This is a genomic window from Bradyrhizobium sp. F1.13.3, from assembly GCF_040548265.1.
Classification (GTDB): Bacteria; Pseudomonadota; Alphaproteobacteria; order Rhizobiales; family Xanthobacteraceae; genus Bradyrhizobium.
This window is the reverse complement of sequence record NZ_JBEPRI010000005.1, coordinates 309416-335229: the sequence shown is the minus strand read 5'-3', so window position 1 is coordinate 335229 and position 25814 is coordinate 309416. Positions and strand designations below refer to the sequence as shown.

General features: G+C 56.7%; 21 protein-coding genes. 10 read left to right on the top strand and 11 right to left on the bottom strand.

What is annotated here, in order from left to right:
• Positions 1-170: 170 nt before the first annotated feature.
• Positions 171-1151 carry a helix-turn-helix domain-containing protein gene (locus tag ABIB66_RS16805; RefSeq protein WP_275168340.1) on the bottom strand — a complete coding sequence of 327 codons (981 nt, stop codon included), beginning with the start codon at positions 1149-1151 and terminating at the stop codon, positions 171-173.
• A 150-nt stretch (positions 1152-1301) separates the two neighbouring features.
• Here ABIB66_RS16805 and ABIB66_RS16800 point away from each other — a divergent pair, with 150 nt between their 5' ends.
• The 5 genes from ABIB66_RS16800 to ABIB66_RS16780 all read left to right on the top strand — a co-directional run bounded on the left by ABIB66_RS16800 (position 1302) and on the right by ABIB66_RS16780 (position 6302).
• Positions 1302-1436, top strand: coding sequence for a hypothetical protein (locus tag ABIB66_RS16800; RefSeq protein WP_354255046.1), 135 nt, complete (start codon positions 1302-1304; stop codon positions 1434-1436).
• 311 nt (positions 1437-1747) lie between these two features.
• Positions 1748-4021, top strand: a complete 2274-nt coding sequence (locus ABIB66_RS16795; RefSeq protein WP_354255045.1) for a sensor histidine kinase — start codon at positions 1748-1750, stop codon at positions 4019-4021.
• Positions 4022-4633 carry a response regulator transcription factor gene (locus ABIB66_RS16790; RefSeq protein ID WP_354255044.1) on the top strand — a complete coding sequence of 204 codons (612 nt, stop codon included), beginning with the start codon at positions 4022-4024 and terminating at the stop codon, positions 4631-4633.
• Positions 4634-4709: 76 nt separating this feature from the next.
• Positions 4710-5099 carry a response regulator transcription factor gene (locus tag ABIB66_RS16785; protein WP_354255043.1) on the top strand — a complete coding sequence of 130 codons (390 nt, stop codon included), beginning with the start codon at positions 4710-4712 and terminating at the stop codon, positions 5097-5099.
• A 786-nt stretch (positions 5100-5885) separates the two neighbouring features.
• On the top strand, positions 5886-6302 hold the full coding sequence (locus ABIB66_RS16780) for a hypothetical protein (RefSeq protein ID WP_354255042.1): 417 nt from the start codon (positions 5886-5888) through the stop codon (positions 6300-6302).
• Positions 6303-6566: 264 nt separating this feature from the next.
• Here ABIB66_RS16780 and ABIB66_RS16775 read toward each other — a convergent pair whose 3' ends face one another.
• The gene (locus ABIB66_RS16775; protein ID WP_354255041.1) at positions 6567-6938 is read right to left on the bottom strand and encodes a hypothetical protein; all 372 of its coding nucleotides are present in this window, start codon (positions 6936-6938) and stop codon (positions 6567-6569) included.
• 371 nt (positions 6939-7309) lie between these two features.
• Between ABIB66_RS16775 and ABIB66_RS16770 the strand changes: the two genes are divergently transcribed.
• Together ABIB66_RS16770 and urtA are read left to right on the top strand one after the other, a co-directional pair.
• Complete coding sequence (locus ABIB66_RS16770; protein WP_354255040.1) at positions 7310-9208, top strand: adenylate/guanylate cyclase domain-containing protein; 1899 nt, start codon at positions 7310-7312, stop codon at positions 9206-9208.
• 35 nt (positions 9209-9243) lie between these two features.
• Positions 9244-10485, top strand: a complete 1242-nt coding sequence (gene urtA, locus ABIB66_RS16765; RefSeq protein WP_354255082.1) for an urea ABC transporter substrate-binding protein — start codon at positions 9244-9246, stop codon at positions 10483-10485.
• An 82-nt stretch (positions 10486-10567) separates the two neighbouring features.
• Here the strand turns inward: urtA and ABIB66_RS16760 are convergent, their stop codons facing one another.
• Positions 10568-11587 (bottom strand): helix-turn-helix domain-containing protein, encoded by a 1020-nt coding sequence (locus ABIB66_RS16760; RefSeq protein WP_354255039.1) that lies wholly within the window; start codon positions 11585-11587, stop codon positions 10568-10570.
• Positions 11588-12102: 515 nt separating this feature from the next.
• On the opposite strand from ABIB66_RS16760, the gene ABIB66_RS16755 reads away from it, so the two are divergent.
• Both ABIB66_RS16755 and ABIB66_RS16750 read left to right on the top strand, forming a co-directional pair.
• Complete coding sequence (locus ABIB66_RS16755; protein ID WP_354058626.1) at positions 12103-13218, top strand: helix-turn-helix domain-containing protein; 1116 nt, start codon at positions 12103-12105, stop codon at positions 13216-13218.
• Positions 13219-13750: 532 nt separating this feature from the next.
• The gene (locus tag ABIB66_RS16750; RefSeq protein WP_275168331.1) at positions 13751-14461 is read left to right on the top strand and encodes a Bax inhibitor-1/YccA family protein; all 711 of its coding nucleotides are present in this window, start codon (positions 13751-13753) and stop codon (positions 14459-14461) included.
• Between the two features lie 167 nt (positions 14462-14628).
• Here ABIB66_RS16750 and ABIB66_RS16745 read toward each other — a convergent pair whose 3' ends face one another.
• The 4 genes from ABIB66_RS16745 to ABIB66_RS16730 form a co-directional block, all read right to left on the bottom strand.
• Entirely contained in the window at positions 14629-14877 is a 249-nt protein-coding gene (locus ABIB66_RS16745) for a hypothetical protein (RefSeq protein WP_354255038.1), read from the bottom strand.
• A 683-nt stretch (positions 14878-15560) separates the two neighbouring features.
• Positions 15561-16349 carry a phospholipase D-like domain-containing protein gene (locus ABIB66_RS16740; RefSeq protein ID WP_354255037.1) on the bottom strand — a complete coding sequence of 263 codons (789 nt, stop codon included), beginning with the start codon at positions 16347-16349 and terminating at the stop codon, positions 15561-15563.
• Positions 16350-16381: 32 nt separating this feature from the next.
• Positions 16382-17845, bottom strand: a complete 1464-nt coding sequence (locus tag ABIB66_RS16735) for an ABC transporter ATP-binding protein (protein WP_354255081.1) — start codon at positions 17843-17845, stop codon at positions 16382-16384.
• A complete protein-coding gene (locus tag ABIB66_RS16730) occupies positions 17782-18171 on the bottom strand; it encodes a 6TM ABC transporter family protein (RefSeq protein WP_354255036.1) in 390 nt (129 codons plus the stop codon). Before ABIB66_RS16730 ends, ABIB66_RS16735 begins: the two co-directional genes overlap by 64 nt.
• Before the next feature lie 1693 nt (positions 18172-19864).
• Between ABIB66_RS16730 and ABIB66_RS16725 the strand changes: the two genes are divergently transcribed.
• On the top strand, positions 19865-21379 hold the full coding sequence (locus ABIB66_RS16725; RefSeq protein ID WP_354255035.1) for an arylsulfatase: 1515 nt from the start codon (positions 19865-19867) through the stop codon (positions 21377-21379).
• A gap of 790 nt (positions 21380-22169) precedes the next feature.
• On the opposite strand, the gene ABIB66_RS16720 is transcribed toward ABIB66_RS16725, so the two are convergent.
• The 4 genes from ABIB66_RS16720 to ABIB66_RS16705 form a co-directional block, all read right to left on the bottom strand.
• A complete protein-coding gene (locus ABIB66_RS16720) occupies positions 22170-22634 on the bottom strand; it encodes a cysteine rich repeat-containing protein (RefSeq protein WP_354058638.1) in 465 nt (154 codons plus the stop codon).
• A gap of 94 nt (positions 22635-22728) precedes the next feature.
• The gene (locus tag ABIB66_RS16715) at positions 22729-23214 is read right to left on the bottom strand and encodes a DUF992 domain-containing protein (RefSeq protein ID WP_275168325.1); all 486 of its coding nucleotides are present in this window, start codon (positions 23212-23214) and stop codon (positions 22729-22731) included.
• Positions 23215-23274: 60 nt separating this feature from the next.
• Positions 23275-23997 (bottom strand): outer membrane protein, encoded by a 723-nt coding sequence (locus ABIB66_RS16710; RefSeq protein WP_354058641.1) that lies wholly within the window; start codon positions 23995-23997, stop codon positions 23275-23277.
• A 150-nt stretch (positions 23998-24147) separates the two neighbouring features.
• On the bottom strand, positions 24148-24837 hold the full coding sequence (locus ABIB66_RS16705) for a hypothetical protein (RefSeq protein ID WP_354255034.1): 690 nt from the start codon (positions 24835-24837) through the stop codon (positions 24148-24150).
• Positions 24838-25814: the final 977 nt, after the last annotated feature.

The following is a 25814-nucleotide window of genomic DNA, read 5'->3' as shown; positions in this document are numbered from 1 at the left end:
TGAAGATGTCGGAAGCCAAAACGAATCCGTCACCGCAACGTTGCTGATGCCCGACTGCGCGTCAGAACAGGCCGGGGATCAACATCGCGGCAGGAGGGGAAAGCTGGAGATGGCGCTAGTCGCCTCCTTCAAGGATGTTGCACTTACCAGATGAATTCTGCTGGGAGCGCTCACGCCACATCGGCCATCCGTAGGCTCGGTCGCGCGGTGGCTCGGAACAACGTAGCCGAAGGTGTTTCCCCAAACATCGCGCGGTAATTCACCGAGAAGCGCCCCAGCTCCCAGAATCCGTGCTCCATGGCAATTCTTGTCACCGTTGTCGTGGAAGAACCGGCTTGCAAGAGTGCACGGCGAACAAGGTGCATTCTCCTCAGCGCGAGGTAGCGGATAGGACCCATACCGAGATGTATTTCGCAGGCGGCGCGAAGGCTGCGCTCCGCAGCTCCGATCGCTCCGCATATGTCTCCTAAATAAAGCGGCACGTTTGGGTTAGCTTCGAGATATTCATGGAATTTTGCGATTATCCGAGCCTGACGCAGGCCGCAGTTAATGGATCGACTAGAGGCGCTCTCGGTGAGACACCTGACCAATAGATGGATGAACTGATTCTCCAAAGAGCGCGCCGCCTCGTTGACGATAAGAATCTCAGGCGCGTTCGCAGCGATTTGGCCCACTATCTCATGCAGGTTCAGCAGCCGCGACATCATAGCAGCATCTGGCCGAACAAGCTGCCTTTGCGAAGAGCTCGAAAACAAATCGCAACCGGCTATGACTTGGCAAGCCGCATCAAGTCTGGGCATCTCAAGAGATATCGATCCTAGACGAAACTCGGCCTCGGTCTGCTGGTGTATCTCGTCACTGTCATTGACGATAATGGTCCCAGACGAAACGTCCATCCCGCAGTGCCGCATACTAGCTGGGGACGATGACGTCAGGAATGTAAGTACGCTGCGTCCGGGCTTGATGAACCCGGAGTTGATCGTGGGCAAATTGTGGAAGAAGCGTTGGAGCAATAGCTCGCCTAGGCGAACCTTGGTCAGTTCCCCTTTGAAGGAACTGCCGGACGTGGGTAGCACCTCGAAATTCGCAGTCGTGATCGCGGCCTGGTAACAAAGTGGATCTTCAAAACTGAGGGTCGCACTCCGATCCATCTTCTCCTCCGCAGTTTTCGGCACACGTGTTGAGTGTGGCGCGTGTTTCTTATCGGACGGTTCGGGTTAGCGGCTCGGCCGCGGGCTCCAAATCAAGCGATCTGGTTGGCCACCCTTTTGCTTTAAGGTTTGAGGGGGTCGGGGAGGGTTATGGGCACGGAGCCAGAGCAGCCGATCAAGCTGACAGCGGACGAGTGCGACAAAGTCGCCGACGCACTGGCCGACCAAGCTGCCGGTCTGCCGGCCGGTCAAAAACAACTTGAAATAGTGAATTTGGCGCATTGATGTCGCCGTCTTGCGAGATGAAGCGTTTGGTCGCCCGGAACGTGAATTGATGGATCAAGAGTTGTCTTCGCGCCCGCTGTGGAGTGCGGGTGTGCCGCCGCCGCAGCGAAGGTATCTACGTGAGGAACATATTCGGCCAAACCGCACCGCTGAATTGGACCAAGGTCCCACCTTGGCAGAGCCGAAGGATATGGGGCGCTGGGCTCTATCCAATGCGGCTTTGTCCCGCCACGGCCCCAAGCCGAGTTCACGACTCGACAGTTCCCGAAGGAATGCTCTATTCTCGCCCGAGTTTCGAATGGACGAACTCCGTGAAAGCCTGCGATCGGGGTGGTTGGCCGGCTGCTAGGTACGCGCGCTTTTGGCGCGGCGTATTTTTGCTGATTTTTTTCGCGCCTTGGATTCTCATCGCGCAATCTCAGGCTGAAGATGCATCGCGGCGGGTCTTAGTTCTTCACTCATACAATTATACGTTCCCGGCTACTGCAATGGTTTCGGATGCGGTCCGGAAGCGCTTTCTGGAACGTTCTGCCGAGCGGATCGAAATCGACGCCGAATATTTGGATTTGGCCCGACGTCCGGATGAGGCCCACGCCTCACGAATGGCCAATTTCCTTCGCGAAAAATACGACGGCGTACATTTTGACCTTCTGTTCGTAATCGGCGTCTCGGCGATACCTTTCATCCTGAAGTATCGCGACGTGGTCGGCCCGGCGGTTCCCGTCGTATTCTCGGATGTCACCCGGTCGACTTACGAAGCGCTGCAGCTGCCGCCGGACATCACCGGCGTGATCAATAACTCCTACCCCGGAAAGACACTTGAGCTTGCAGAAAGGCTTCAGCCCCAGGCACGTCGCTTAGTGGTGATTAGCGGGACCGATGCCGTTGATCTCCGCTGGCGTGAAATCGCACGCACGGCGATCGAAAGCCAAAATGCCGGGCCTGAGGTGCTCTACTGGTCCAACCTCACATACGCGGAATTGCTCCGCGATGTTTCGCAGCTGCCAAGAGACAGCATTGTCATGATTCTTACCTTTTTCGCAGATCGCGAAGGCAAACGCTTCATCCCAAGAGACGTGGCTGCCGCTGTGGCGAAAGCTTCCGCCGCTCCGGTCTACGGGATCTTCGATACCTATATCGGCGCCGGGATCGTTGGAGGGTACACAGACACATTCGAATCTCTGGGCATAACTGCCGCTGACATGGCGCTTGATATACTTTCGGGTACCGAAGTGACAAAGGTACCTCCAAAATCCAATCCCAAGCCCGCCTTCCGTACTGACGCGCGGGCTATGAAGAAGTGGGGCCTCAAAGAAAGTGACCTTCCGCTCGGCAGCATTGTGCTCTTCAAGGAGCCGACTCTCTGGAGTGAGCATCGCTACCTCGTACTGAGCACGATCTTGATTGTCGGATTGCAGGCATCCTTCGTCGTCGCATTGCTGTTCCAACGACGCCGGCGCCATCAAGCTGAAATCTCGCTCAAGGAAAGCGAGGAGCGAATGAGCTTCACCGCGGCTTCGGTAAATGTGGGCCTATGGCAGTTTGATGGAAGTACCAACGAAATGTGGACGACTGAGCATTGCCGAGCAATGTTCGGACTCGTGGGTGACCTGCCGCTTACTCGCGATGCGTTTTTGGAGGTCGTACACCCTAACGACCGCGATGTCGCACTCGCCGCGATCCGCCAAATTAGGAATCCCGGGGAACCTGCCGTAACGCGAGTTCGTGTTATATCAGAAGGGCGGGTCCGGTGGATCAGCATCCGGACGCGTGTGCGCCCAGACGATCATGGAGCTCCGAACCGATTTAGCGGAATCTTCGTTGATGTCACCGAACAGAAGGCCGTCGAGGCCGAAGCGGAGTTGCAACGACAGGAAGTCACGCACTTGATGAGGGTTTCCGTTCTGGGTGAGCTCTCCGGCGCGATCGCGCACGAAGTCAACCAGCCACTCACGGCGGTCTTATCGAACGCGCAGGCGGCGCTCTATCTGCTGGCTGACGATCCCCCCAACGTCGCGGAGGTTGGAGACGCGCTGCAGGATATTGTGCAAGATGTTAACCGGGCGGGCGAAGTCATTCATCGGCTGCGAAGCCTGCTGAAGAAGGGCCAGGCGGAACTGGAATCTGTCAGTATGAACGCATTGATCGATCAGACGGTCGCGTTGCTTCGGAGCGAAATGATCGATCGCCGCATTGTGGTCAACATGGATCTTGCGGCCGCTTTGCCTCATCTCTTAGGCGATGCCATCCAATTGCAGCAGGTTCTCTTAAACCTTCTCGTGAACGCAATGGACGCGATGGCTTCAACCGAGGGGACGCGGATGATCACGGTATCCAGCCGGGCAACGAAGGGATGCATTGAGGTTTTTGTCAGAGATCGGGGACCAGGGATTGAGGTTGCCCAGGCAGGCCGATTGTTCGAGCCGTTCTTCACCACAAAGAACCATGGCCTTGGACTTGGATTGACGATCTGCTCCAGCATCATTGAAGCGCATGGAGGAAAGATTGTCGTGGCCAATGACAGTACTGGTGGCGTCGTCGCCACCATATTGCTCCCAACGCAAGAAGTCCTTGCGGAGGCTTGAATGAAAGATCCGGCGTTCACGATTTTTCTTGTTGATGATGACACGAGGGTGCTGAATGCGTTGTCGCGGCTGTTACGGGCGCGAAACTTCAGCCTTAAGGCATTCACGTCTGCGCCGATGTTTCTGGCCGAACACGATGGGTCGGTACCCGGCTGTGCGATCCTCGATGTGTCTATGCCGGGATTAAATGGGCTAGAGTTGCAGCAGACCTTGACTGCAGCAGGTTCGCAAAGGCCAATCATCTTCCTAACTGCCAAGGGCGACATACCGACCAGCGTCCGCGCGATGCGTGCGGGTGCGATCGACTTCCTGACCAAGCCGGTTAAGGAAACAGAATTGTTGACTGCGATCGCACGAGCCGAGAAACAGGATGCGGCGACCCGTGCCGCTATCGTTGAGATCGACGAGATCAAGGTACGGCTCGCGATGCTGACACCGCGGGAGCGCGAAGTTCTGACCCAGGTAGTCGCCGGCCGCCTCAACAAGCAGATCGCGGGGGACCTCGGTACTGCGGAGAAGACGATCAAGGTGCACCGCGGGCGGGTGATGATGAAACTCGGGGTACGCTCGGTAGCGGACCTCGTAAGGCTGACGGAAAAAGCGCGGATCTAGTGCCGAGTGGTACCAAAGTGATGTTGGTCCAAGGGCCAACTCGACAGCCCACAACCCTGACGCCGATAGTGTCGCCATGGGAGACAACTCGGGCTGCATCGCGATTGTGGATGACGACCCATTCGTGCTGAGGGCTCTCGAGCGCTTGTTAAGGGCTCGCGCGCTCAAGGTTAGGACATACACCTCCGCTCGGGACTTTCTGACCAGCCTGCCGCTCGGAGTACCAGTGTGCCTGATTGTCGACCTGCAGATGCCCGAAATGAGCGGCCTTGAGCTTCAGCACCAACTCACTCGCTCAGGGATCTGGATTCCGACCATCGTCATCACGGCTCACAACGAGGCCAGCGCTCGCGAACGCTGCGAAGCCGCTGGGTGCGCGGCTTTCCTTACCAAGCCGCTGCAACCTGCATCCCTGCTGATCGCCATCGAAACTGCGACGACGCGAAGGTGTAAGCGTCATCCCTAGACCGGCCGGCGACCTTGGTAGACAAAGGTAAGAACGGGCTACCCGACGTCTGGCTCAGGAGCGCCAGTTTGCCCACCCCCGCGAGCTTCCGGTCCGTCCCTATCAACCGACATTCAGCGGGGTCGCATCAACGGGAGCGATGGGCGGGAATTAGACATTAGAGCCACATTGGACAAGCTATTACGTCCGCACCATACTGCCGTCGCGATCAAAGCGGCCGGTTGGGTTGACAATGTTCATTTTCCGAGCTCGCGCCAAAGGGACGGCGCAAGAGCGACGTTTTGCCGATGTGGTTCGATCGTACTGTTGCCTGATGCTCTTGCCGGCTTTGGTATGTCTATCCGGTCCGGCCCTGGCTCAGGATCCTAGCGACAGCAATGGTGGATCCGGACCGACTTCGTGGCCTAATGTTTATTTTGACCTGAGAACGAACTACGCCACGGTGCCCGCCAATACACTTTCGATCGGCTTCAGCAATCCTTCGCTGTCAACGGCCATCGCGGCGCTTCGAACACTCTCGGATCCGTCGAGTTTACCGCGACCTTCGAGCTTTCCGACACCATCGTCGCCTCCAACCCAAAGCGTTGCACTTGACGTTCCGCTGACGGTCGATGTTAGCGACGCCGTTTCGTTGTATGGCGGGTTCACGGCGAGCGCTTTGCAAAGTGGGACGTCTGACTGGTCGTCCCTTGCGATCTCTAGCTGGAACGTGGGTTTCCAGGCCGACCTTTATCAGCAGAATGGCGGATCCATACCAACGATTACACTGCAGACCACCATCACGAGATGGTGCCGGATTCTGCGCTTGCGACGACGTCCTTCAACAACATTGTGGAGTTCGACTATGCCCTGAACGAAGACGAGACCAAAGGGTTGCTGGTCGGCGTCCAATACACGAGAATCAATGTTGACTCTCCTTCCGCAACAATCAACCCGAATACCATTGGCTATCTCGGCGGCTACTATCAGTGGCCCAACAATTGGAAATTCACGGGCCGCGCGGGCGTTCAATCATTCGGCGGAGCGCAACTGCTGAACCTGGCGACGGTGCCATCCTTTACTCAGCCAATTGTACGGTTCGACCTCGACCGGATGGACGATAACGATAATCGCCTATTTGGCATCACAGCTCAGATTGCATGGACACCAAAGCCTGCCTATCAGTTGACGATTAGAACGCCGCTATACTTCGTCAGAAACTGAGACGCCGGACGGCCCTATCTTGTTGACGACCCGCGCGGCGGATACCGGCGGTCTGAGGTCAATTGAGCCGCTTAACTATTGCAACCAGTGCGTCTGCTTACCCAGAGACGTCCTCGCGTCCTCACCTCGCAACTTCGGACGCAGTCGTCAGCCGCTACAAAAGCGGTTGCAATTGTGCGATTTCCTTGTTCAGGACGAACGCGACTACAGGGCCAGGAACAGGCGGTCCTGAGGGACCGCCTGCTTCTGGTCACAGTGGATGGCCTATTGGCAGACATGTCGAAGGCCGTCAGGACCCTTGAAATAGGTGCCGGGGCGGCAAACGATGCCGTTGCGAGTGGCATAGGTGTTCCAGTTGCCGTGCCAGCCCATCTCGCCGGCGCTGGCGTAAGAGGTACCCCATCCGCCGACCGTAGCACCTGCTGCCGCAGCGACGGGCTGGCTATTGGCGCGCCGCGTTGAGTGCCGGTATCGATAGCCGGTGGTAGGTGTCGCCCCGGTCCCAAGTCCTGTGCAGCTTGCGAATTCAGCTTGGCACATGTCTGGATTAGAGAGGGCCGATTGTGCCGATGCAGCAGAGCCGGACAGGGCTGATGCCACAATCACGGTCGCGCCCAGAACCCTTAGACTCATCATCGCTTGCTCCTAGTGATTGCACGTGGCCCGAAATCGCCACGTGAAGAGGGTATCAACAGATGCGGGCCTGACTATGCTACTTCGGCCAATCTGCGCGGCAAAAACGGGTCTGCTTTGTGGGGCAATAGTTCTCTCCGCATGCTGGGGGAACGACAGCAGCGGGGGACAATCACATCAAGCGCGCCTCTTATCCTGCTTGTGTACTCGTCTCGTCGGCGGTCACGGCCGTCGCCTTAGGTCGAGCGAGACGCCCGGGGCGCGCGGAACTGCAAAGCTGAAAGTGTTTAGATCAAGCCAACGTTGTTGCCGAACTAGCATAGTGGCGAGAGGCAAGCTCCCCTAGTCTAGTCTCAAAGTAGTGGTGCGCCTGCATGTTCACGTTCCGAACGTCGATAACGCTCGCTGTAGCTACCTTTGTGGTTGCGCTTGCAGGTTTATTGATTGCAATTCAGGTTCGATCTCTGCGCTTGGCAACGCACGAGGCGGCTTCAGCCTATATGGACGCAGCAAGCGCCAAGGCTTTGGGCCGCTTGCATAGTGAGTTAAGCTCCATCTCTTCAATTGTGAACGTGCTTGCTAGTAGTTCGAGCGTAGCGGATTCGGATGACCGATCTGAAACGGGCAGGGCGATCCCCCTGTTCAAGGCCGCTCTGCACGAAATGCCGCAGATGGACAGTATCTACGTCGGCTTTGCGAATGGCGCCTGGTTACAAGTGCGGCGCACCAGCGATCTCACTGAGGACCAGCGCGCAAAGCTGCGAGCACCGGCCAATGCTGACATCGTGATTAATCTCGTACGGCCCACGGCGGCGGGCGAGCTGCCGATGCGCCGGGTGTTCCAAGATCGGCAGGGCAGCGAAGTCGACGAAATCGATTTCTGGAAATACGGCTACGATGCTCGGACGCGGCCTTGGTACACCCAGACCATGAAGATCGGCCGGACCTTTGTCACCGAGCCGTATCTTTCCTTCAATCTTGGCGCACCAGTGATGACTGTGGCTGCGCCCTTGCAGGGCAAGGTCACCGGGGTACTCGCGGCCGATCTTAAGCTCGATAGCTTCAGCGCTTTCGTCCAGGCTCAGCGGCCAGGACCAAACGGCACCGCAACGATCTTCGACCAAGCTGGCTCCCTGATCGCCCATCCTGACTTTGTGGAGTTACTCGAAAATGCGATGATCGATCCCGCGCGATCGCAGCTACCCAACATCGGCGAAATCAAAGATGGACTCATTGCCTCTGTGCTGCGGATGTCACGCAATCTTGGCGTGGACGAAGGTTCGGTCGAAGATAACCGGGGCCACGGTTATCTTTTTAGATTGACGAGTTTCACCTTGAGCGATGGCTACAGAGCCAGCATATTGCTGGTGGCGGCGCAGGATGATTTTGTCCAGAATGTCAGGAAAGTACAGTTCACGGGCTTGATCTTGGCGATGGTCGTCGGCGCGGCCTTCATCCCGATGGTCTGGATTTTCGGCAATCGCATGGCGCGTTCCTTAAACGCTATTGCTGCGCAGGCCGGAAAACTTCAGAATCTGGCTCAGCCTGATCCAGTGCCAGTAACATCCTACATTGCAGAGATACACGATCTAGGCAGTACCGTGAATTTGGCGCAGCGTGCGATATGGTCGTTTGCGCATTTCGTTCCAAAAGAGATCGTGCGCGGCGTGCTGGACAACTCCATCTCCACTAGGCTCGGAGGGATCAAACAGGAGATCACGTTGATCTTTACGGATGTTCAGGGCTTCACGACGATCGCGGAATCGGTCGACCCCGACTTGTTGATGCAACAGACCTCGCGCTACTTCTCGGCCCTAAGCCAAGCCTTCCTCGCGGAAGGCGGCACAATCGACAAGTTTATCGGTGACGCGGTGATGGTATTCTGGAATGCGCCCGCGCCACAAGCAGATCATGTCGCGCGTGCCTGCCGTGCGGCACTGGCAGCCAGAGCCGCCGGTGAACGACTCAACGCTGAGTTCGCGGCGGAAGGGTGGAAGCCCTTCATCACGCGGTTCGGTATTCATGTTGGAGAGGCCGTCGTTGGAAATGTCGGATCAACTGAGCGAATGAACTACACAGCTCTTGGCAACACGGTGAACCTTGCTGCTCGGCTCGAAGGACTGAACAAGCAGGTCGGTACGACAATCCTAGTGAGCGAAGCCGTCTACTCGCGCGTTCGCGATCAATTTAAATTCAGGGCCTTCGATGCGGTCATGGCGAAGGGGATGTCCATTGAGACGCGCATCTACGGGCTCGACGGAGGGGCCGCATGAAATTCGCTTCGACTTGGCGCGGCTTGCTGTGGGCGATGCTCGCTCTTTCTGGTCCGTTAGTTCATGCTTCCGAAGAGACCATCAAGGTGGGCATTCTGCATTCGTTGTCCGGAACCATGGCGATCAGCGAGTCCGTTCTCAAGGACACGGTTCTCATGATGATTGCGGACCAGAACAAAAAGGGTGGCTTGCTGGGGAAAAGATTAGAGCCGGTAGTCGTGGACCCTGCTTCCAATTGGGAAGCTTTCGCCGAGAAAGCTCGCGAGTTGCTCACGGTGGAGAAGGTTGCAGTCGTATTCGGCTGCTGGACCTCCGTGTCCCGAAAAGCGGCAACCCCCGTTTTCGAACAGTTGAATGGCCTGCTCTTCTATCCCGTTCAGTATGAGGGCGAGGAGAGTTCGCGTAACATCTTCTACAGTGGCGCCGCGCCGAGCCAGCAGGCAATTCCGGCGGTTCGGTATTTAATGAGCAAGGAGGGCGGCCAAGTTAGAAGGTGGGTATTGCTCGGCACCGACTATGTCTATCCGCACACCACCAACAAGATCCTAACCGCCTATCTTTACAGCGAGGGCGTAGCTCCCGAGGATATCACGACGATCTACACGCCCTTTGGGCAATCAGAGTGGCGCGAGATTGTCGGAAGGATCAAAGCGTTCGGTTCGGAAGGGAAACAGACGGCTGTCATCTCGACCATTAATGGAGATGCCAACACCCATTTTTACCGTGAGCTGATCGCGCAACAGATCAGCGCCACGACCCTTCCTGTTATGGCGCTCTCGATCGGAGACCGCGAATTGCATCAAATCGGCGCTGACAGGCTGGCTGGTCAAATGGCGGCATGGAACTATTTTCAGTCTATCAAGTCGCCAGAAAACGACGCGTTTGTCAAAATGTGGACCGACTTCAACGGGCAGCGTGACAGCATGACAAATGATCCAATGGAAGCCACTTTCGTCGGTTTTCGAATGTGGGGCCAGGCGATCAGCCAAGCCGGCACTGTTGAAGTGAACGCCGTCCGTCAAGCGATGTACGGTCAGCGAGTGAAAGCGCCGAGCGGCTTCGAGGTTGTGATGAACACCAATCACCATCTGTCCAAGCCTGCCATGGTTGGTAAGATAAATTCTGCAGGAACGTTCGACGTAGTTTGGCGATCGATCTCACCAATCAAACCGTCGGTTTGGAGCCGATACATTCCCGCAAGCGCGAGACTGACAGCCGACTGGAGTTTTCCTTGGGTTTGCGGGGGGTGCGCCGAACCCACATTCAAGGACTGGTGAGAAGGTCTCCTCCGCGCTTATCGTCGGATTCGAATGAGCTTATCCGATTCCGCCGCGGAGCAGCGCGACGCCCAAGCTGACGTCAGTCGCTAAAGGACACGGTCGCTGGGGAGGTCAGATGATCAAAGCCATAGTTGTCCTCCGCGAACCGACGCAACGTGATCGAGGGCGGTTCTCCGAACATCGTTCGGTAAGCCGCCGCAAATCGCCCCAGTTCCCAGAAGCCATGATCGGTGGCAATCTTTGTGACTGTCGAGCATGAAGGATCAGCCCTGAGCAGCGCGCGACGAACCAGATGCAATCTTCGCAGAGTCAAATAGCGGATGGGTCCCATCCCCAGATGTTCTTCGCAGGCCACTCGAAGTGTTCGCTCGGCCACGCCGATCGCGGTGCAGATATCAGCTAAATACAACGGCTGCACGGGATTTGCTTCGAGGAATTCCTCGAACCGCGCAACTATCCGCCCGTGGCGATGGTTGGCGCCTTCTACTTTCGACGTTAAGCCCTCAGTGAGGCACTTGATCATAGTGTACGTTATGTTGTGCTCTAAGGCCCGGGCCACCTCTGGGAGTTCGAAAAGGTTTGGTGTCGCGATGGCCATCCTGCCAATTAATTCGTGCTGTTGTTGCAATTGCCGCATAAGAACCGAACTTGGCCGGACCAAATATTCCAACTCCACTCCAGAAAACTCATCACCCGCGATAGCCCTGCACGCGGCCTCGAAATCGCCAGGGGCCAGTGACATCGCTCCAAAGCGGCAGTCCCCTTCGGTTCTGTGATGCACTACGTCGTAATTGCAGACAACGATTTCGTTGAGCGAAAGATCTCTGCCGCGATGGAGAAACGTCGGCTGCTCGCCGGTAAGAAAGGCGATAACCCTTCGACCAGAGGTGATCTGGCTCGTGTAGACTTGCGGCAGCGTAACGTCGAAGCGCTGCATCATTAGCCGATTGAATGTCACCTGGGTCAGTTCGGCGCGGAAGTCCCCCTTTTTTGTTAGCAGCAGCTTGTTGTCCGACCCTCGGATAGACTGCTGGAAAGGGAATGGATCGTCAAAATTGAAAACACGACTCCAGGCCATAGGCTGCTCAACACTTTCCATTGCTAAATACGTCCGGAGATCTAATTTGTGCTCCCTGCGAAGTATTTGATGCCGCATTAAAAAACTTATTAGCGGCCGAGAGAGGACTTCGCTTTTGCGTGAGTTCAGCAAGCTATCTTTGCCTACACGCAAAACGTGCGGACAAGTTAAAGCTGGGAAGGACGTTGACTATGCAAAAACGGCAGGAAAAGGCGGTGGCGCCGGCTTTAAGAAGCGATGCGATCCATCGGGTGCTATGCCGCTTTACATGCTGAGTAAGCTAGTTTGAGCCGCGGAGGAACATTCGCTTCATCTGGCCAAGGGTCCCGTAAGCTTTCAGGCGCTCATTCCGATGTCCGCATGGCATGCCTGCAGCTTCCTGAAGGAGGGCTTGCGCCAATTCGTCGCACGGCTCAGCGCTAAAGCATTGCTCTTGCTGGTGCATCATAGACTCGCGGTCAATTTCGTTGATTCCGATGGCGCTTTTCCTGGACATTTCCGTTCCGATTTGATGCTTTATGTCACGGTTGAGTCACATGGACTATGCGACTGCGGCGTTTTGCTCCAAATTCCCGATTCTGCCGAATTTGCATAGACTTTCTGCCGGTCATTCACGAATATCGTCTGCTCTACAGCCTTCGCGTGTGGCGTTTGTGGGGGTCGAAATGCCCTGGAGCAAAGTCCTTGTATTCAACGATCCGGCTCAATACGCGACGAGCGTACGTTCCGCGGAGATACAGATTTTCCCGACGACCAAAGGGGATTTTCGGGCTGAGTTGACTCAAGTTACATTGAATGAACTGTGGATGCAGCGCTTTGCGGAGTGCTTGCCACGCGTGCACAGGGGTACGATTAGCCCAGGCCGTCAGGTTTATACTTTTCTGACAAACGAACAGCCCGAGGTGCACAGCCGGGGACGACTATTATCGCTGGGGGAAATGTGTGTCCACGATTATGACGTGCAACATGTCAAAACCTCCGGGGATTATAGGTTTGGGGGGGTCTCCCTAAGACCAGAGGCGCTGGCTACGACCTGGAGGGCATTGGTCGGATCCGAATTCAATCCGCACAAGGGCGCGCGGTTCATACGGCCGAATTCTGGATTAATGAGCCGATTCCTGAACCTTCATGCGATTGCCGGAGGGTTGGCGAAGAGCGCACCCGACCTCTTCACACAGCCGGAAGTGGCTCACGCGATTGAGCAGCATCTGCTGCACGCGCTGATAAACTGTTTAGCTGATTGTGAGGCCTCCAACATTGGAACAGGTTTGCTGCGCCACGGAATCATCCTCGGACGTTTCGAAGAGTATTTGGAAGCGAATCCAAATACTCCGTTGCATTTGAGCGAAGTTTGCGCAGCCATTGGGGTGGCAGAGCGAACGCTTCGCGCCGCATGCGAGGAGCATCTCGGGATGGGACCCATTCGATATCTGACGTTGCGGAGAATGCATCTCGTCCGCCATGCCTTGCGGCAAGCCGCTCCTGATGCAAAGACCGTTACCCAAGTGGCGACCGCGCACGGGTTTTGTGAATTGGGGCGGTTCGCTGTAGCTTATCGGCAGATGTTTGACGAATCACCAATTGCAACCCTTCGCAAAACACCAGACTCTTGGCAGGAAAAGGTAAGCCGTCCCTTGAAGCTAGTGTCGTAAGTTCGTCAAAGGCTCTACCGATGGATTTGGAAGAGCCGTCGGGCCGCAGGCGGTGCGCTGTCGATCAGTTTCCCAATACGGTGTGCCCACTGTACAGGTTATTGCCGGGAATACTCAGGCTGCCGTTTGCCCATGCCCAGCCGAGTTGCCACCAATCTAGAAGCCTTACCAATTACAAGGTGGTGCGCCCCTGAAGGTTCGCTCCAACAGCTAACGATCAGACAAAGGGCGCGCGAGGCCTATTCAGTCGCGTCATCTTTACGCGGATTTTGAACCGCCTGTGCCCCGTTCAGCAACTATTCCGAATGCAAAATTGGCTTCTAACGGCCGTCGCCTTTGCGCGCGCAATCGTTTGGTTTGCCGAACTCGCATAGTAACGCGCAGCCCCCCGCGCTAATTTGATCAGTCAACAGGCCGCGGCATGATTGCACGCATTCAGGACGAAGTGCTCCGGTCTAGCGCGAGATTTACGAAGACTCCGTCATAAGCAGCCGCCGAATTTCTCGCGCGAGGATCAACAAGGACGCGACCTATGTCGAATTACGACGGAAATGCACCCGCTGCCCCCCTTTCTCCGAACGCTACAGCGATTGACGTCGGCCTCCGCGCTTTCATGTTACGGGTCTACAACTATATGGCTGCCGGGGTTGCTTTAACGGGCGTCATGGCGCTGCTGACCTATCAGTTCAGCGGTCCGGAATTACTTCAAAGTCCGCTGATGTGGGTGCTGATGCTGGCTCCCCTGGCGCTGGTGTTCTTCATCAGTGCACGAATCAACACGATGTCGGTGGAAACCGCGAGAGGATTGTTTTTCCTCTATGCGGCGCTTGTCGGAATCTCCCTGTCGACCATCTTTCACATCTACACGGAGTCTTCGATCACACGGGTGTTCTTTGTCTCGGCCGCCGCCTTTGGTGCGCTTAGCATGTGGGGTTACACGACCCGGCGCAACTTGTCGGGTGCCGGCACCTTTCTTTTCATGGGCTTGATCGGCATCATTGTTGCCAGCCTGGTGAATTTGTTTCTGAGATCTAGCGGGCTGGATTGGATGATCTCCGTGATCGGTGTCGGCGTGTTCGCAGGTCTCACAGCGTACGATACCCAACGGATCAAGGAGATGTACGAAGGTGGCGATGACAGAACGTCGACAGGCCGCAAGGCGGTGATCGGCGCACTGTCGCTTTATCTAAACTTCATCAATCTGTTCATGATGATGCTGCGCCTCATGGGCGGCCGGCGTTAGCATCTGGACTAATTGGCGTGCGCGGCGCCCAGATCCCTCAAACGTCTCACGGGAAGAATTCATTGGGAATCAGGAGGGTGTGCAACTAAGCCGAGCGAGAGGCCCTGAGTTGTAGATGAGAAACAGGTCGCCCGTATAATGGAAGTCTTCTCCAACGAATTCCTTTGTCACAAACAGAGCTGGATCTTGTTATTACTGGTAACACGGAGAGGGAGTTTATTATTTGCCATGATCAGCGACATCCCGTCCCTGCCATCCAGCGTGACGTTCAGGTCGACTGGTTTTGGTTGAATGGCCGGATCCAGCATCTGTTGAACGATTTGACCTTTGCATAAAAATTGCTGGCCTGCGGCATAGCTTGGCCCGATCATCGTCATCAGCATGGCCAGGCTAACCGCAAATTGAGTTGCTTGCATTTTAGCATCCCTAAAATTCGAAGGTCGTCGTGACTGGAAGATGTAAGCCATTGCTGATCGCGGGCTTGCCGAATGGCCCGATCTCAACGAGCAGGGGGCCGCTTTTAGTACAGATGGTCCAATACACCGCAGTGATGGCCGATTTGCCACGTCGAGTGTGGACCGATGCGTAGAAAGCACTATGCAAATCCGGCCATTTCCGGCTTTTGCACATCCGTGACGCTACACAGAAACGTTGAAAGTGACTCGCGAAGGCCGAGCCACAAGTTGCGGCGTCGCTGATCGTGATAACTGCGCCCGGAGCAAGCGTGCAGGCCGACCGGGTGACGCTGCGCCACCGACGAAGTGTGGGCTGCCTGATATCTGGCGGCACGTCTAATGGTCTAAAGGCAGTATCGAGCCTGACGTTCCGCTTGGCATGCTAGACCGAGTCAGCGCACGCCGAGCACTGTTTTGGAAAAGCGCGGCCAGCTATTTCTTGCTGCTGCCATCACCGTGACCCAGAACCAACGCCGCCCCATCCTGGCCGTGCTTTTTCAGATCGGCCAAAATTCCGAGATCGGACAAATCGAGCCTATGCGAATGTTTCCAGTCGCGCCGCGAGACCTGGACCAACCGTTTGATCACAGGCTTGGATTTGGTCGCGATCGCCAGCTCGCGTCGCGAGTCGAAACTTCCCGGGCTCAGATTGATTGATCCGACAATTGCTTCTTCCCATCCGCAATCAGAATCTTGCCGTGAAGCTTAAGCCCCTGCAACAGATGCACCTTCGCTCCAACGTCGTGCATGATGCGCAAGCCGCCGATCCCTTCGGCGAGCTTCTTGCCGCCTAGCTTATGTGGAGCTCGAGCCATGATCTTGACGCGAACGCCGCGGCTCACAGCACGTACCAGCCTTTCTACAATCACCGTGTCCTGATAACGTTCATTTTGCAGCCAGAGCGTCTTTTTCGCTTTATCGATCACATTCGCGATACGCTCGCGCCCGTTGTTCGGACACCAAATTAGGTGCGACTTCGGATCTGGCTTGAATGGTTTGCGGGTCCAATCAGCGTCGAAACACCGTACCATTTCCCGAACTTCGCTCTTCTTGGTCGTCGTGACCGCATAGTCTCTGGTTTCCGTGAGATCACGAGGCTCCCAATTCAGGGACTCTACAAAACCGATCTTGTCGTCGATGACCATTGATTTTTGATGCGTTAACGCGAACGCCGCGCTGCTGTCCCGCACTTCGACGCCCGCTGCCAAAAGTGCCTTTCTAGCCTTCGCGTTTTCACTCTTCCCGTTGCGCCTTGCGGGATTCAACATGACACGGACATTGACGCCGCGTTCCTTGGCTGCGATCACCGCTTTCAATAGGGTCGGTTCGGTGAACAGAAACATCCTGATATTTAAGGAGCGCCTGGCGGCGCTGATCGGATCCAGAATTGCCGAGATGGTATCGTCCGGAAGAACGATAAGTCTGTGGGGCATGGTGTTGCTCCGTACTTTAGCCGGCTCGATAACTAGGCCGCGTTTGCTGATGCCGATGCCGGTTCGTATTGAATTCGGTGCAGCTCGGCATAGACGCCGTTGCGCGCGAGAAGTTCGCTGTGAGAACCCTCCTCGGCAACCACGCCATCCTTTAGAACGACGATTTTGTCTGCCTGGCTTATCGTGCTGAGGCGATGAGCAATCATGATGACGGTGCGGCCCTTCATCAATTGTCGTAGCCCCTCGATCACGAGGCGTTCGGATTCGGTATCGAGCGCGGCGGTCGGTTCATCCAGGATCATGATCGGACTGTTCCGAATTACAGCCCGGGCAATACCGATCCGTTGCCGCTGACCGCCAGAAAGAGTGTCTCCTCGTTCTCCGACGACGGTATCGTAACCGTGGGGCATACGGCTGATGAACTCGTCGGCATTGGCAATTGTCGCCGCCGCGATGATTTCTTCGTCGGTTGCTCTGGGACGCCCGTAGGCGATATTTTCGCGAATGGTCCCGCGGAACAGGACCGTCTCCTGCAGCACGAATCCGACCTGAGACCGCAGCGCCGCCAACTTGAAAGTAGCCACGTCGTTTCCATCGACGAGAATGCGGCCACCGCTGGGATCATAAAAGCGCGGGAGCAAGCTCAGAATGGTAGATTTTCCAGACCCGGTAGGGCCGACAATGCCGATGACTTGGCCGGGTTCGATGTTGAACGAAACGTCCCGAAGTACCTGAACTTCGTCGCTATAGCCGAACGCGATATTCTCGAAAGAAATGGCGCCCTTAACGCGGCCTGGATCCACTGCCTCGGGATGTTCGCGAATGACAGCGTCGGCCAGGAGGATTTTCTGGATGCGCTCGAGCGCGACAGTTGTCTGTGCAATCGCGCTCGTCATGCTGGCGAGATCTTTCACAGGCTTGAAGAACTTTGCGAGATAGGCGAGGTAAACAGTAAGCGCGCCGGTTGTCATCACCCCCGCGACAATCAAGCCCGTACCTCTCCACAGTACGATTGCAGTGCAGAACGCAACTACGATGCTGACCATAGGCGACAGCAGCGATTTTACCTGCCGAGCCTTCAGAGCGGCCTCGACGGTAGCCTGACTCGCAGCCTCAAGATGAGCGGTCTCAAGGTCCTGTCGTCCAAATGCCTTCACAGCGCGCACGGATCCGAGGCCCTCTTGAACTACTGCGACAACCTCGCTCTGCTTGATTCGGACGATACGCGTGACCTCCTTTACAGCTTTCTTGAAATGCATCACGGCCATCAGGAGGAAGGGCGTCACTGCAAGGGCGATCAGGGTGAAGTCCCAGTCTAGCCAAAACATCAATCCCACCATGAAAATGATGGTAATGACATCAACGACGATGCTTAGCGTTGACGAGGACGCGAAACTCTGGATTGTCGCGACGTCACTTGTAATGGTTGACATTAGGGTGCCCGTCTTGGCGGTATCGTAAAAGCGGAGCGACAATCGATGCAGGTGTTCGTAAATCCGGATCCGCAGATCGTTCGCAACCCATTGTCCGATGCTGGTGGTGTAGTAATGTCGATGTATGTGGCGAGCGCGCTTATGATTGCGATGACCAGCGTCGCGGCGCCCGCGAACATGGCCACACCGAGCGTGTGGCGTCCGAAGCCATAGTCATGTGCCCATGCCAGCCAGTCGGGCAATCTATGCTTTCCGAGTGCGTCGTCGAGCACGAGCTTTAGGGGCCAAGGCGCCGCCAGACTGGCCGCAATCTCGAGCAGCATCGCTGCGAAAACAATAGCGAGCCAGCCGCGATAAGGTCGGAGCAATCCGAGCACGAGACGCGTCATTTTGCTCTCCCCATCAGCAAAAGTCGTAATCATGCGGGCCGAGTGCTTGAGTGAATGTCCGCCGGGAGGATGTTCGCCGGTGCTGCAGCTAGGGGCTATGCAGAATCGGCCGTTCGCCGAAAATCGGCATAGTGCCTACCTGAGTTGGCAAAACCTCAGGAGGCGCCTTCCGCCCGAGAAGCCCAGCCGTCAATCCAGCCTGTGTCATTGCGTCTGCCGAAGTTGCATAGACGTCGTACGCAGAGCGTGGCTAACTGGCGTAGCGGTCCGGAAGTGTTCTGACCCGCTTCGCAGGGGCCGCTTGCTACAAAGAGAAAAGCGCACTGACATGAGCTTTTGTTAGCGATCGAGACTGCCGCTGGCGCCTTCGTTGAGGGCAGCTCTTCGGCAAAAAAGCGCTACTTCTAGGAGAATACAAAATGCCGTTTTCAGTGGCTATGATCGCTCTGAGCACACAACTGGTTGTGGCGGTAGCGGACGGTGTGCCGGCGTTTGACATGGCAAGAAGCTGCAAGCTCGATTTGGCTGCAACATCCGGACTGTCCGATACCCAATCGCTCCGGGCGTGCATCAGGGATGAAGAGGGAGCGCGAAAGCAATTAGCCCAGCGATGGTCGACGTTCCCGGCCTCGAGCAAAGCGGAATGCATTCCCCAGGAGTCGATCGGGGGCACTCCCAGTTACGTCAGCTTGCAAACGTGCCTGCAAATGAACCAATGGGCCAAGTAGACTTCTTTGAGTTCGGGTTGACGAGTATAGCGCACCGTCGACAGCGCGTTGAGATCGGCGGCAGTCTCGACATCGGCCGCTGCTGAAAAGCCATCACGGGGCAGTTTTACTCGCTTGTTCGTGAGAGACAGGTACATTCGCCGCGAATTAGAGCAACGGTAGGACATAGTCGCTACACGGAAACCCGCCGGAAGCGTGCGCGCACCGAACTCACGTCATCGAATTGCTTGCTGTGGTCACAAATCGGCGTCGATGTCCTGTCGTGTCTCCGCCCAAATCGTATGGAGATAAACGTGGTGCAAAGAACCAGCGGAATCCGCATGACCCAGCTTAGTGCGGGCGGTCCTTGGACCAGCCCAAGCCTAGAAGTTCAATCACCCAGTGCGCTCCTGGGAAGTATGCGGAGGTTGAGGGCGGCGGGTGTGCCCTGCACAGGATGCGTTTCCAGGATGGGCGATATGCCGGCGCGATACGATCTGAAGCATGAACGGGGGCCGGAACAATTTCTAAGCGGCTCATCCGCCTCCCGGCGGATAAGAGCGTGCTTGCTTGATTAGACTTTGTGGCAAGCAGACGCTCGTAGCTCCGGGCTTACTTGTTCGGAGCATGGACCGGAGCGTGCCGAAATCGCATAGACGCGCAAACGAACGTTCGTAACGTCGTGTCGTCGTAGTGCGAGAGGTTTCAGATGTACGCAAGTAGCCGAACAACTTTCGCATCAACGCTGCTTGCGGGCAGCATGTTCGGCGGACGCATTCGAGGGCATCGGCCGTGGCGAATCGCTTTCAAGCCGATGTACTGCTGGGTGAAGCCGGTTCGCGCGATAGCACGGCGTTTTGAGTATACCGCAACAGACGATATGGCACTGATCGCCCCGAGTGCCTTTCGGCACCGCTGGTCCTAGTGCACTGCTCAGTTCTCACGCGGAAACAGGATCAATTGTCCGGGCTCAGAAAGGTGCTCCCATGAAGATCTCTGCTGGATTGCGCTTTACGTCCTGTGTGGCGCTACTAGCCTTAATGGGGTCGACGACCGCGTTTGCGCAGCAGCGCAACAAGCCCAACGTCGTCTTTATCCTGGCTGACAATGTCGGCTACGGCGACCTCGGATCGTACGGCGGAGGCCAGCTGCGGGGAGCTCCGACGCCGCGCCTCGATGCGCTTGCCCAAGAGGGACTCCGTCTCACGCAGTTTTTGGTCGAACCGGCCTGCACGCCCTCCCGTGCGGCACTTATGACGGGCCAGTACTCGATTCGCAGTGGGCTTTCGCTGATCGCCATTGAAGGCAGCCCCTATACACTTCCTGCAAACGCCTTCACGATGGGGGAATTGTTCAAGAACGTGGGTTATGCCACCGCGATCTTTGGGAAATGGCATCTCGGAAGCGCCCCCCAAAGCCTGCCGACGGCGCACGGATTCGACGAGTTCTACGGTATTCCGCCTGACATCAGCTGGGATGCAGCAACATACCCCGCAACGATCGCTCTCACGCATTCGATCGACGAGCCTTATGATGCGTTGCTGAGAGCAGGGCCCCATATCGTCGAGGGGAAGGCTAAGGGGCCCTTGCAGACCGTCAAGCCATTCACCGAAGAGGTGCGCGCCAACATCGACAATGAGCTGGTGGACAAATCAGTCGATTTCATGCGGCGTCAAAAAGCCGCCGCGATGCCCTTCTTCCTCTACCTTCCCTTTTCCATGGGGCACTTTCCGAACCTGCCTTCTCAGCAATTCAAGGGCAAATCGCGGATTGGTAACTATGGCGACAAGCTGATGGAAGGCGATTATCACGTCGGCGAGATTCTCGACACGCTCAAGGAACTTGGACTCGAGGACAACACGATTGTCGTCTTTGCTTCCGACAATGGCCCGCAAGGACAAACCGCGCGCGAACACGGCAATCAGGGGACGCCCGACATGGGCAGTTCCGGGCCGTTCCGCGGTGAATTGGGCGAAGTGACCGAAGGAGCGATACGGACAGCGGCGATCATCCGCTGGCCTGGCAGGGTCAGGCCGGGAACGACTACATACGCCATGTTCTCCATCATGGACTTCCTGCCGACGTTCTCACATATCGTGGGAGGCACGATGCCAGCGGACCGAGCGATTGACGGCATCGATCAGTTCGATCTCCTGATCGGCGCTGCGGCCACGGGTCGTCGCGAAAGCATGTTGAGCTTTATCGGAGGAGAGCTCGTCGCCACGCGCTGGAAGCAGTGGCGCATTTACTTTACCGACGTTCACCCCACCGGTATCGGCCCGCAGCGGCAGCCGGGAATGTTCTCCGCCGGTGCTCCAATGGCCGGTTACCCGAAGATTTTCAACATTGAGATGGATCCTCACGAGGACCTCATTGTGGCTGCGATGTTTGGCTGGGTGTCGGGGCCGGCGCTCAAAACTGTCGAAGACTACAAGGCAACGACAAGGCGATATCCCAATCCGCCGGCGCCGAACATCACACAATTTGGCAGTGGCGGCTGATCCGGAGCGGCGTCATCAAGCGGATAGCGGAACACCGGCGCGACACCAGCGGCCAGACGGAAGCCGATGCGCAGCGCAGGTCTGCCGGTCCATCGTCATCCGGGCGCCGGTGAGCGCGCCGAGCGGTGCGGCAATCGGCCGGATAGGTCGTCGCAGGATATGCAAAGCCGGCATTGTCACGGCAACGAGCATTCAGAACTCATGCACGTAGCTCCACGGGGAACCGCCACCGAGAAAGATGAACGAAGTTTATCCCATGTTATAGCGCAAGCTTCCCCTCGATGGCCTGATCGCGAGCACCGCCAGAAGGGTAGCCAGCGTGAACACATCGATAAACGTCAGACCCTCGATCGAAGATCAACATCTGACTGTGGAGGAGTGCGACGAACTCTCGCAAATCCTGATTCAAGACGCCGCAAGCATGCAGGATGGACCGCAAAGACGGAAGCTTTTGGAATTGGCGGAGTGTTACGGGGCCTTGGCGCGCCTTAAGAATCTGGTTCTTGGAAAGGTGTATTGATCGTGTGCCGGGTAGGCACTGTTTTCCCTTCCGAGCAAACCAATACTGACTTGTCTAATCGTCAACAGTCGGTTTCGTCTCGCGCCATTGGAATTCTGAACAGCCCGAACGTTCCGGTGCGAGAGCAAAAAAAAGCTCGGGTCGTTTCTTCCGGTTCGTTGTCGGACACGGAAGTCCTTCTGCGCTGTTTGGGCCAGCGATCTTCGGGAGACCGTCAGGCTGATGGGGATAGCGACCTGGCAGGTCAATAAGGCTTTGATCGACGATGTGCTATTGAGACGACATGGTCTCGACCCTCTGAATGGCTTCCACGCAACCCGCAGAGGCTGTCGATTTATTAGACAGCAGACAAGCGGCAATTCGACCTTGGCCGGGCACTATTTTTCCACACGTTCCGGTTATCTCGGCTTTGCACGCAATCACAGCGTCTTTCAGAACGTCTGCCGTTGTTTGCACACTTGTCGCGGCTTCCCCGAGTTCAAATGCGCATTTGGGGCTGATCTTGTCTTCATGGGCTTGCATGCAATAAATCATGCGCCCTTCACCAGGCGTCACCGATTTGCAGTATTTCTTGATATCGCTTGCGCAGGCGCTCTCAAGCTTTGCCACCCTGGCGGTCAGCTTTTCCAAAAGGGCCTTTCCCACGTCGGTCTGCGCGGACGCGTTGCCAGCCGACGAAATGGCCAGGCACAGGAGAGCCCCACGGATGATAATTAATCTGACTGTCATTCTCATCGATACGTCCTCTGATGACTGGCTCCGAACCGCGCCATCGTTGAAATGGCTGCGGGCTCGTGATGAACACTGAGGGATGCTCCTTGTCTGTAATTCATTGCGCTAAGGAAAGCGTGAGGCTTGAAACTCCAAGCGACAAATTGATCCCGACCGAGCCCTCGAGGGAGAGCGGCTGCAAGGCGATCGAACGCCCCGTTCCGCCGAACAGCAGATTGGCGCCGACCCCGACGCCTACGCCAACGGCGCCACTCGCGCCCACATAAGTGCCGGATAGCGCTCCGCGTCGTGGACCTGCCGTGGGGGCAAAGACGCCCCAAGCCATCGCCCCGCCTGCCGTGATCCCGATATCGATACCGATAGTGCCCATTACGCCGAGATATGCTTCTTGCGGATAAGGGCCATTGGGTGCGAAGCGGCATGCCATCCGCTGGCGTGATCCAAAGATCAAGCCGATGGAAGGCGCCATTTTGCACGTGAGGGTACCCACGCTGACTCCGGGAGCCGGCTGCTGGGCAACCGAAGGTGATACGACCACTGCGGCGAGCCCCACGAGCAACAGCGTGAACAGACATTTGAGCATGACGAAATCCCGCGTTGCTGCAATTACTCGATGTGGGCTCAGCCAAGGGTCGAAGGCGATTCAGAACTTATAGCCAAGGCGAACCGTGACCTGGTTGTTGCTCAGCTCTTGCTTAAGCCCAATGATGCCAAGATTGAGAACCGGTATTGGATACACCAAGGATCTGGATTGATACTGTGAGTAGCGATACTCGAGGCCTGTGAACCAGTTGTTTGTGATGGCGTAGTCCACTCCGGCGCCGGCCGTCCAGCCCACCCGCGTGCCGTCGCCGCCGACCGAAATGCCGGTAAAAGGAATCGAGGTCTCGATGGATGCGAACGCCGCTCCACCCGTCACATAGAGCAGGGCGCGGTCGGCAGCGTAGCCGAGCCGGCCGCGTATCGAGCCGCCCCATTTGCTATGCGCCGTGAGGAAATCGCCGGTGATGGCGGTGTAGCGTATTACGCCGACCGTCCATCCCTGAAAATCGCCTTCCACGCCCAACACAAACTGACCCGCTTGGTAGTTATAGCCAGTGAGAATTCCATATGTCAGGCCATCCTTACGCGAGCCGGATGTGAGCAGGAATGGAGCCCCGAACAAATGTGCGCCGGTCGTGTATTGGGGGTTCGTTTGTATCCACCCCAGCTCTCCACCAACGTAGAAGCCTGTCCATGAAAACGCAGGCGCATAGGCGACCGGTGCGAGCGGCTCCAGTCGACCTGGGAGGTCGGCAGCAGATGCCGATGCGCTAACGGCGCCGGTCGTGGTGGCGAGGAGAGCGATACGTGACAAACGCCACATGAGCCGGTCCTTATGAGTTGAAGCCGCCAAGTTTACCGACGGAATTCTGGAGGAGCATTCGGGGAAGCCGAGCGGCTGTCAGGATTGAGCGCCCGCGGCAAAGGGCGCCGAGCTCCGAAGGCAAGAGGGTCTGTTCTCGGAGGTGCGTCTTCAATAGCAAGGCGGGTAAGGGTAGTTGCCGCAGGCCGGAGGGGGCGGATAGGAACGATAATATGGGGCGGCATAAGCTGCCGCCCCATATGCGGCAGCCCCTGCAGCGCCCGCGTACATTGCGCCGCGGAATGCTGAACGGCGAGCAACTCCGGCAAACGATAGCGGCGTCAGCGGTCGCCCGATAATATCGATGAAGATCGCTGCCGCTCCGTCGGCGCCGGCGAGATCACCTTCCAGCGTCTGCACGGTGAACGTCAGCTTGTCACCCTCGAGCTTCGGGTTCTTCAGCACCACGACTGCATCCTTCACTGAGCCGTCCTTCGCTAAAACGGACACTGTCGCATTGGGCGGGTTCTTGGCGAAGCTGTCCTCTCCTGCGCCCCATTCTGCAATCACGTCGGCGGTGGCCTGGTGACCGGCAGCTCGTATCGGGCGATCGGCGAAGATAATCGAGCTCGACGTGACGCCAGTCAGAACCAAGCTATCTCCCTGCAGTGATGCACCGCGGGAGTTCATTACGAACAGGGACGGGACGATTTCGGGTTTGGCAGGCGCGCTGGGGGTGCCGATCGTTTTGATTGAGGACGATGATGGACCTGCCTGCCCAAATGCGCTGGCGATGCCTGTGAACGCGATGGAAACGCCCAAAAATCCTGCGAGCGCGGCGGTCTTGGTCTTGCTCGTCATATCGCCCCCTTATTCGTCAACGTTCTCGGACGTCTCGCTTCCAGAATTGTCGCAAGGCGTCCCGTTACTCGGGGCGACATGGAAGAGCGTTGTGCGTTTGGCTATGCAATTCCGGCGACCGGAAAGGTAATTCTCTCTGCCGGCCAATTCTGACGCGGAATCTGGGGATGAAGGCTCTCGCAAGACCACGTGCTCCACATCGTGAAGCTCAAAAATTGCGGTCAAGAGCAATGTCATTTGAATCCGGCCGAGGGCCGCTCTTGCTTGAGCATGACGGCAATGGCCTCAATGATGCTATTTGAGGACTTGCTTTGCAGTAGACGATCACCTCATGCTCGAGCTCTTTTGATCTCGCTATATTGAAGCAATGCTTCTTGGCGAGGCCGTTGTACCAGCCGCTATACCAGGTGGTGAGCCGATCGGCGTCCCCTTGCTAGGTGCCTGCAAGCGCGGCGCAGGTCAATGTTTGGACGTCGATGTATCCGTTTGCATCCGCATATGCGGTGAGGTCCGTTTGCGCTTGGCATGCGAGTTTTCCGCCAAAAGCATTGTTGTCACGACAAGGAGCATCTTGCGCATTGTTGGACTCTCTGAAGTGTTAAGGCAGTCCGGTTGTCGGCATCGAGATCACAATAAAATGGCCTGTCTGCAACTCGGTTCGCTTCGTGGCATCGACCTTCGCGGCCTAAGATCGCGTGCGACAGGACCGACTTGATTCACCCTCACGGATGAGGAAGTTCATCAATGAGTTCTGCTCCCTCAGAATTGGCCGGGTTGGGCAGGAGGGCTGGGCCAGTCTACGCGGAAGTTATTTGGGTTGCGCCGATCAAACAGATCCTGTCGAGCGACCATGCTAGATCTCACGCGCGGAGCGGACCGAGTATCGCGAATTGTCACGGTGCGTTCGTGTCCGTCTTTGGCGATGGCCACTGACGGCAGCGCATGTTCAAGGATGAGAATGATAGCCAGCGAGCGGG

What these genes read in the sequence shown, in the direction of transcription:
- ABIB66_RS16805 (WP_275168340.1), bottom strand. Translation starts at nt 1,151, where the DNA reads ATGGATCGGAGTGCGACCCTCAGTTTTGAAGATCCACTTTGTTACCAG.
- ABIB66_RS16800 (WP_354255046.1), top strand. Translation starts at nt 1,302, where the DNA reads ATGGGCACGGAGCCAGAGCAGCCGATCAAGCTGACAGCGGACGAGTGC.
- ABIB66_RS16790 (WP_354255044.1), top strand. Translation starts at nt 4,022, where the DNA reads ATGAAAGATCCGGCGTTCACGATTTTTCTTGTTGATGATGACACGAGG.
- ABIB66_RS16785 (WP_354255043.1), top strand. Translation starts at nt 4,710, where the DNA reads ATGGGAGACAACTCGGGCTGCATCGCGATTGTGGATGACGACCCATTC.
- ABIB66_RS16780 (WP_354255042.1), top strand. Translation starts at nt 5,886, where the DNA reads ATGGTGCCGGATTCTGCGCTTGCGACGACGTCCTTCAACAACATTGTG.
- ABIB66_RS16775 (WP_354255041.1), bottom strand. Translation starts at nt 6,938, where the DNA reads ATGATGAGTCTAAGGGTTCTGGGCGCGACCGTGATTGTGGCATCAGCC.
- ABIB66_RS16770 (WP_354255040.1), top strand. Translation starts at nt 7,310, where the DNA reads ATGTTCACGTTCCGAACGTCGATAACGCTCGCTGTAGCTACCTTTGTG.
- urtA (WP_354255082.1), top strand. Translation starts at nt 9,244, where the DNA reads ATGCTCGCTCTTTCTGGTCCGTTAGTTCATGCTTCCGAAGAGACCATC.
- ABIB66_RS16760 (WP_354255039.1), bottom strand. Translation starts at nt 11,587, where the DNA reads ATGGAAAGTGTTGAGCAGCCTATGGCCTGGAGTCGTGTTTTCAATTTT.
- ABIB66_RS16755 (WP_354058626.1), top strand. Translation starts at nt 12,103, where the DNA reads ATGGACTATGCGACTGCGGCGTTTTGCTCCAAATTCCCGATTCTGCCG.
- ABIB66_RS16750 (WP_275168331.1), top strand. Translation starts at nt 13,751, where the DNA reads ATGTCGAATTACGACGGAAATGCACCCGCTGCCCCCCTTTCTCCGAAC.
- ABIB66_RS16745 (WP_354255038.1), bottom strand. Translation starts at nt 14,877, where the DNA reads ATGCAAGCAACTCAATTTGCGGTTAGCCTGGCCATGCTGATGACGATG.
- ABIB66_RS16740 (WP_354255037.1), bottom strand. Translation starts at nt 16,349, where the DNA reads ATGCCCCACAGACTTATCGTTCTTCCGGACGATACCATCTCGGCAATT.
- ABIB66_RS16730 (WP_354255036.1), bottom strand. Translation starts at nt 18,171, where the DNA reads ATGACGCGTCTCGTGCTCGGATTGCTCCGACCTTATCGCGGCTGGCTC.
- ABIB66_RS16725 (WP_354255035.1), top strand. Translation starts at nt 19,865, where the DNA reads ATGAAGATCTCTGCTGGATTGCGCTTTACGTCCTGTGTGGCGCTACTA.
- ABIB66_RS16720 (WP_354058638.1), bottom strand. Translation starts at nt 22,634, where the DNA reads ATGAGAATGACAGTCAGATTAATTATCATCCGTGGGGCTCTCCTGTGC.
- ABIB66_RS16715 (WP_275168325.1), bottom strand. Translation starts at nt 23,214, where the DNA reads ATGCTCAAATGTCTGTTCACGCTGTTGCTCGTGGGGCTCGCCGCAGTG.
- ABIB66_RS16710 (WP_354058641.1), bottom strand. Translation starts at nt 23,997, where the DNA reads ATGTGGCGTTTGTCACGTATCGCTCTCCTCGCCACCACGACCGGCGCC.
- ABIB66_RS16705 (WP_354255034.1), bottom strand. Translation starts at nt 24,837, where the DNA reads ATGACGAGCAAGACCAAGACCGCCGCGCTCGCAGGATTTTTGGGCGTT.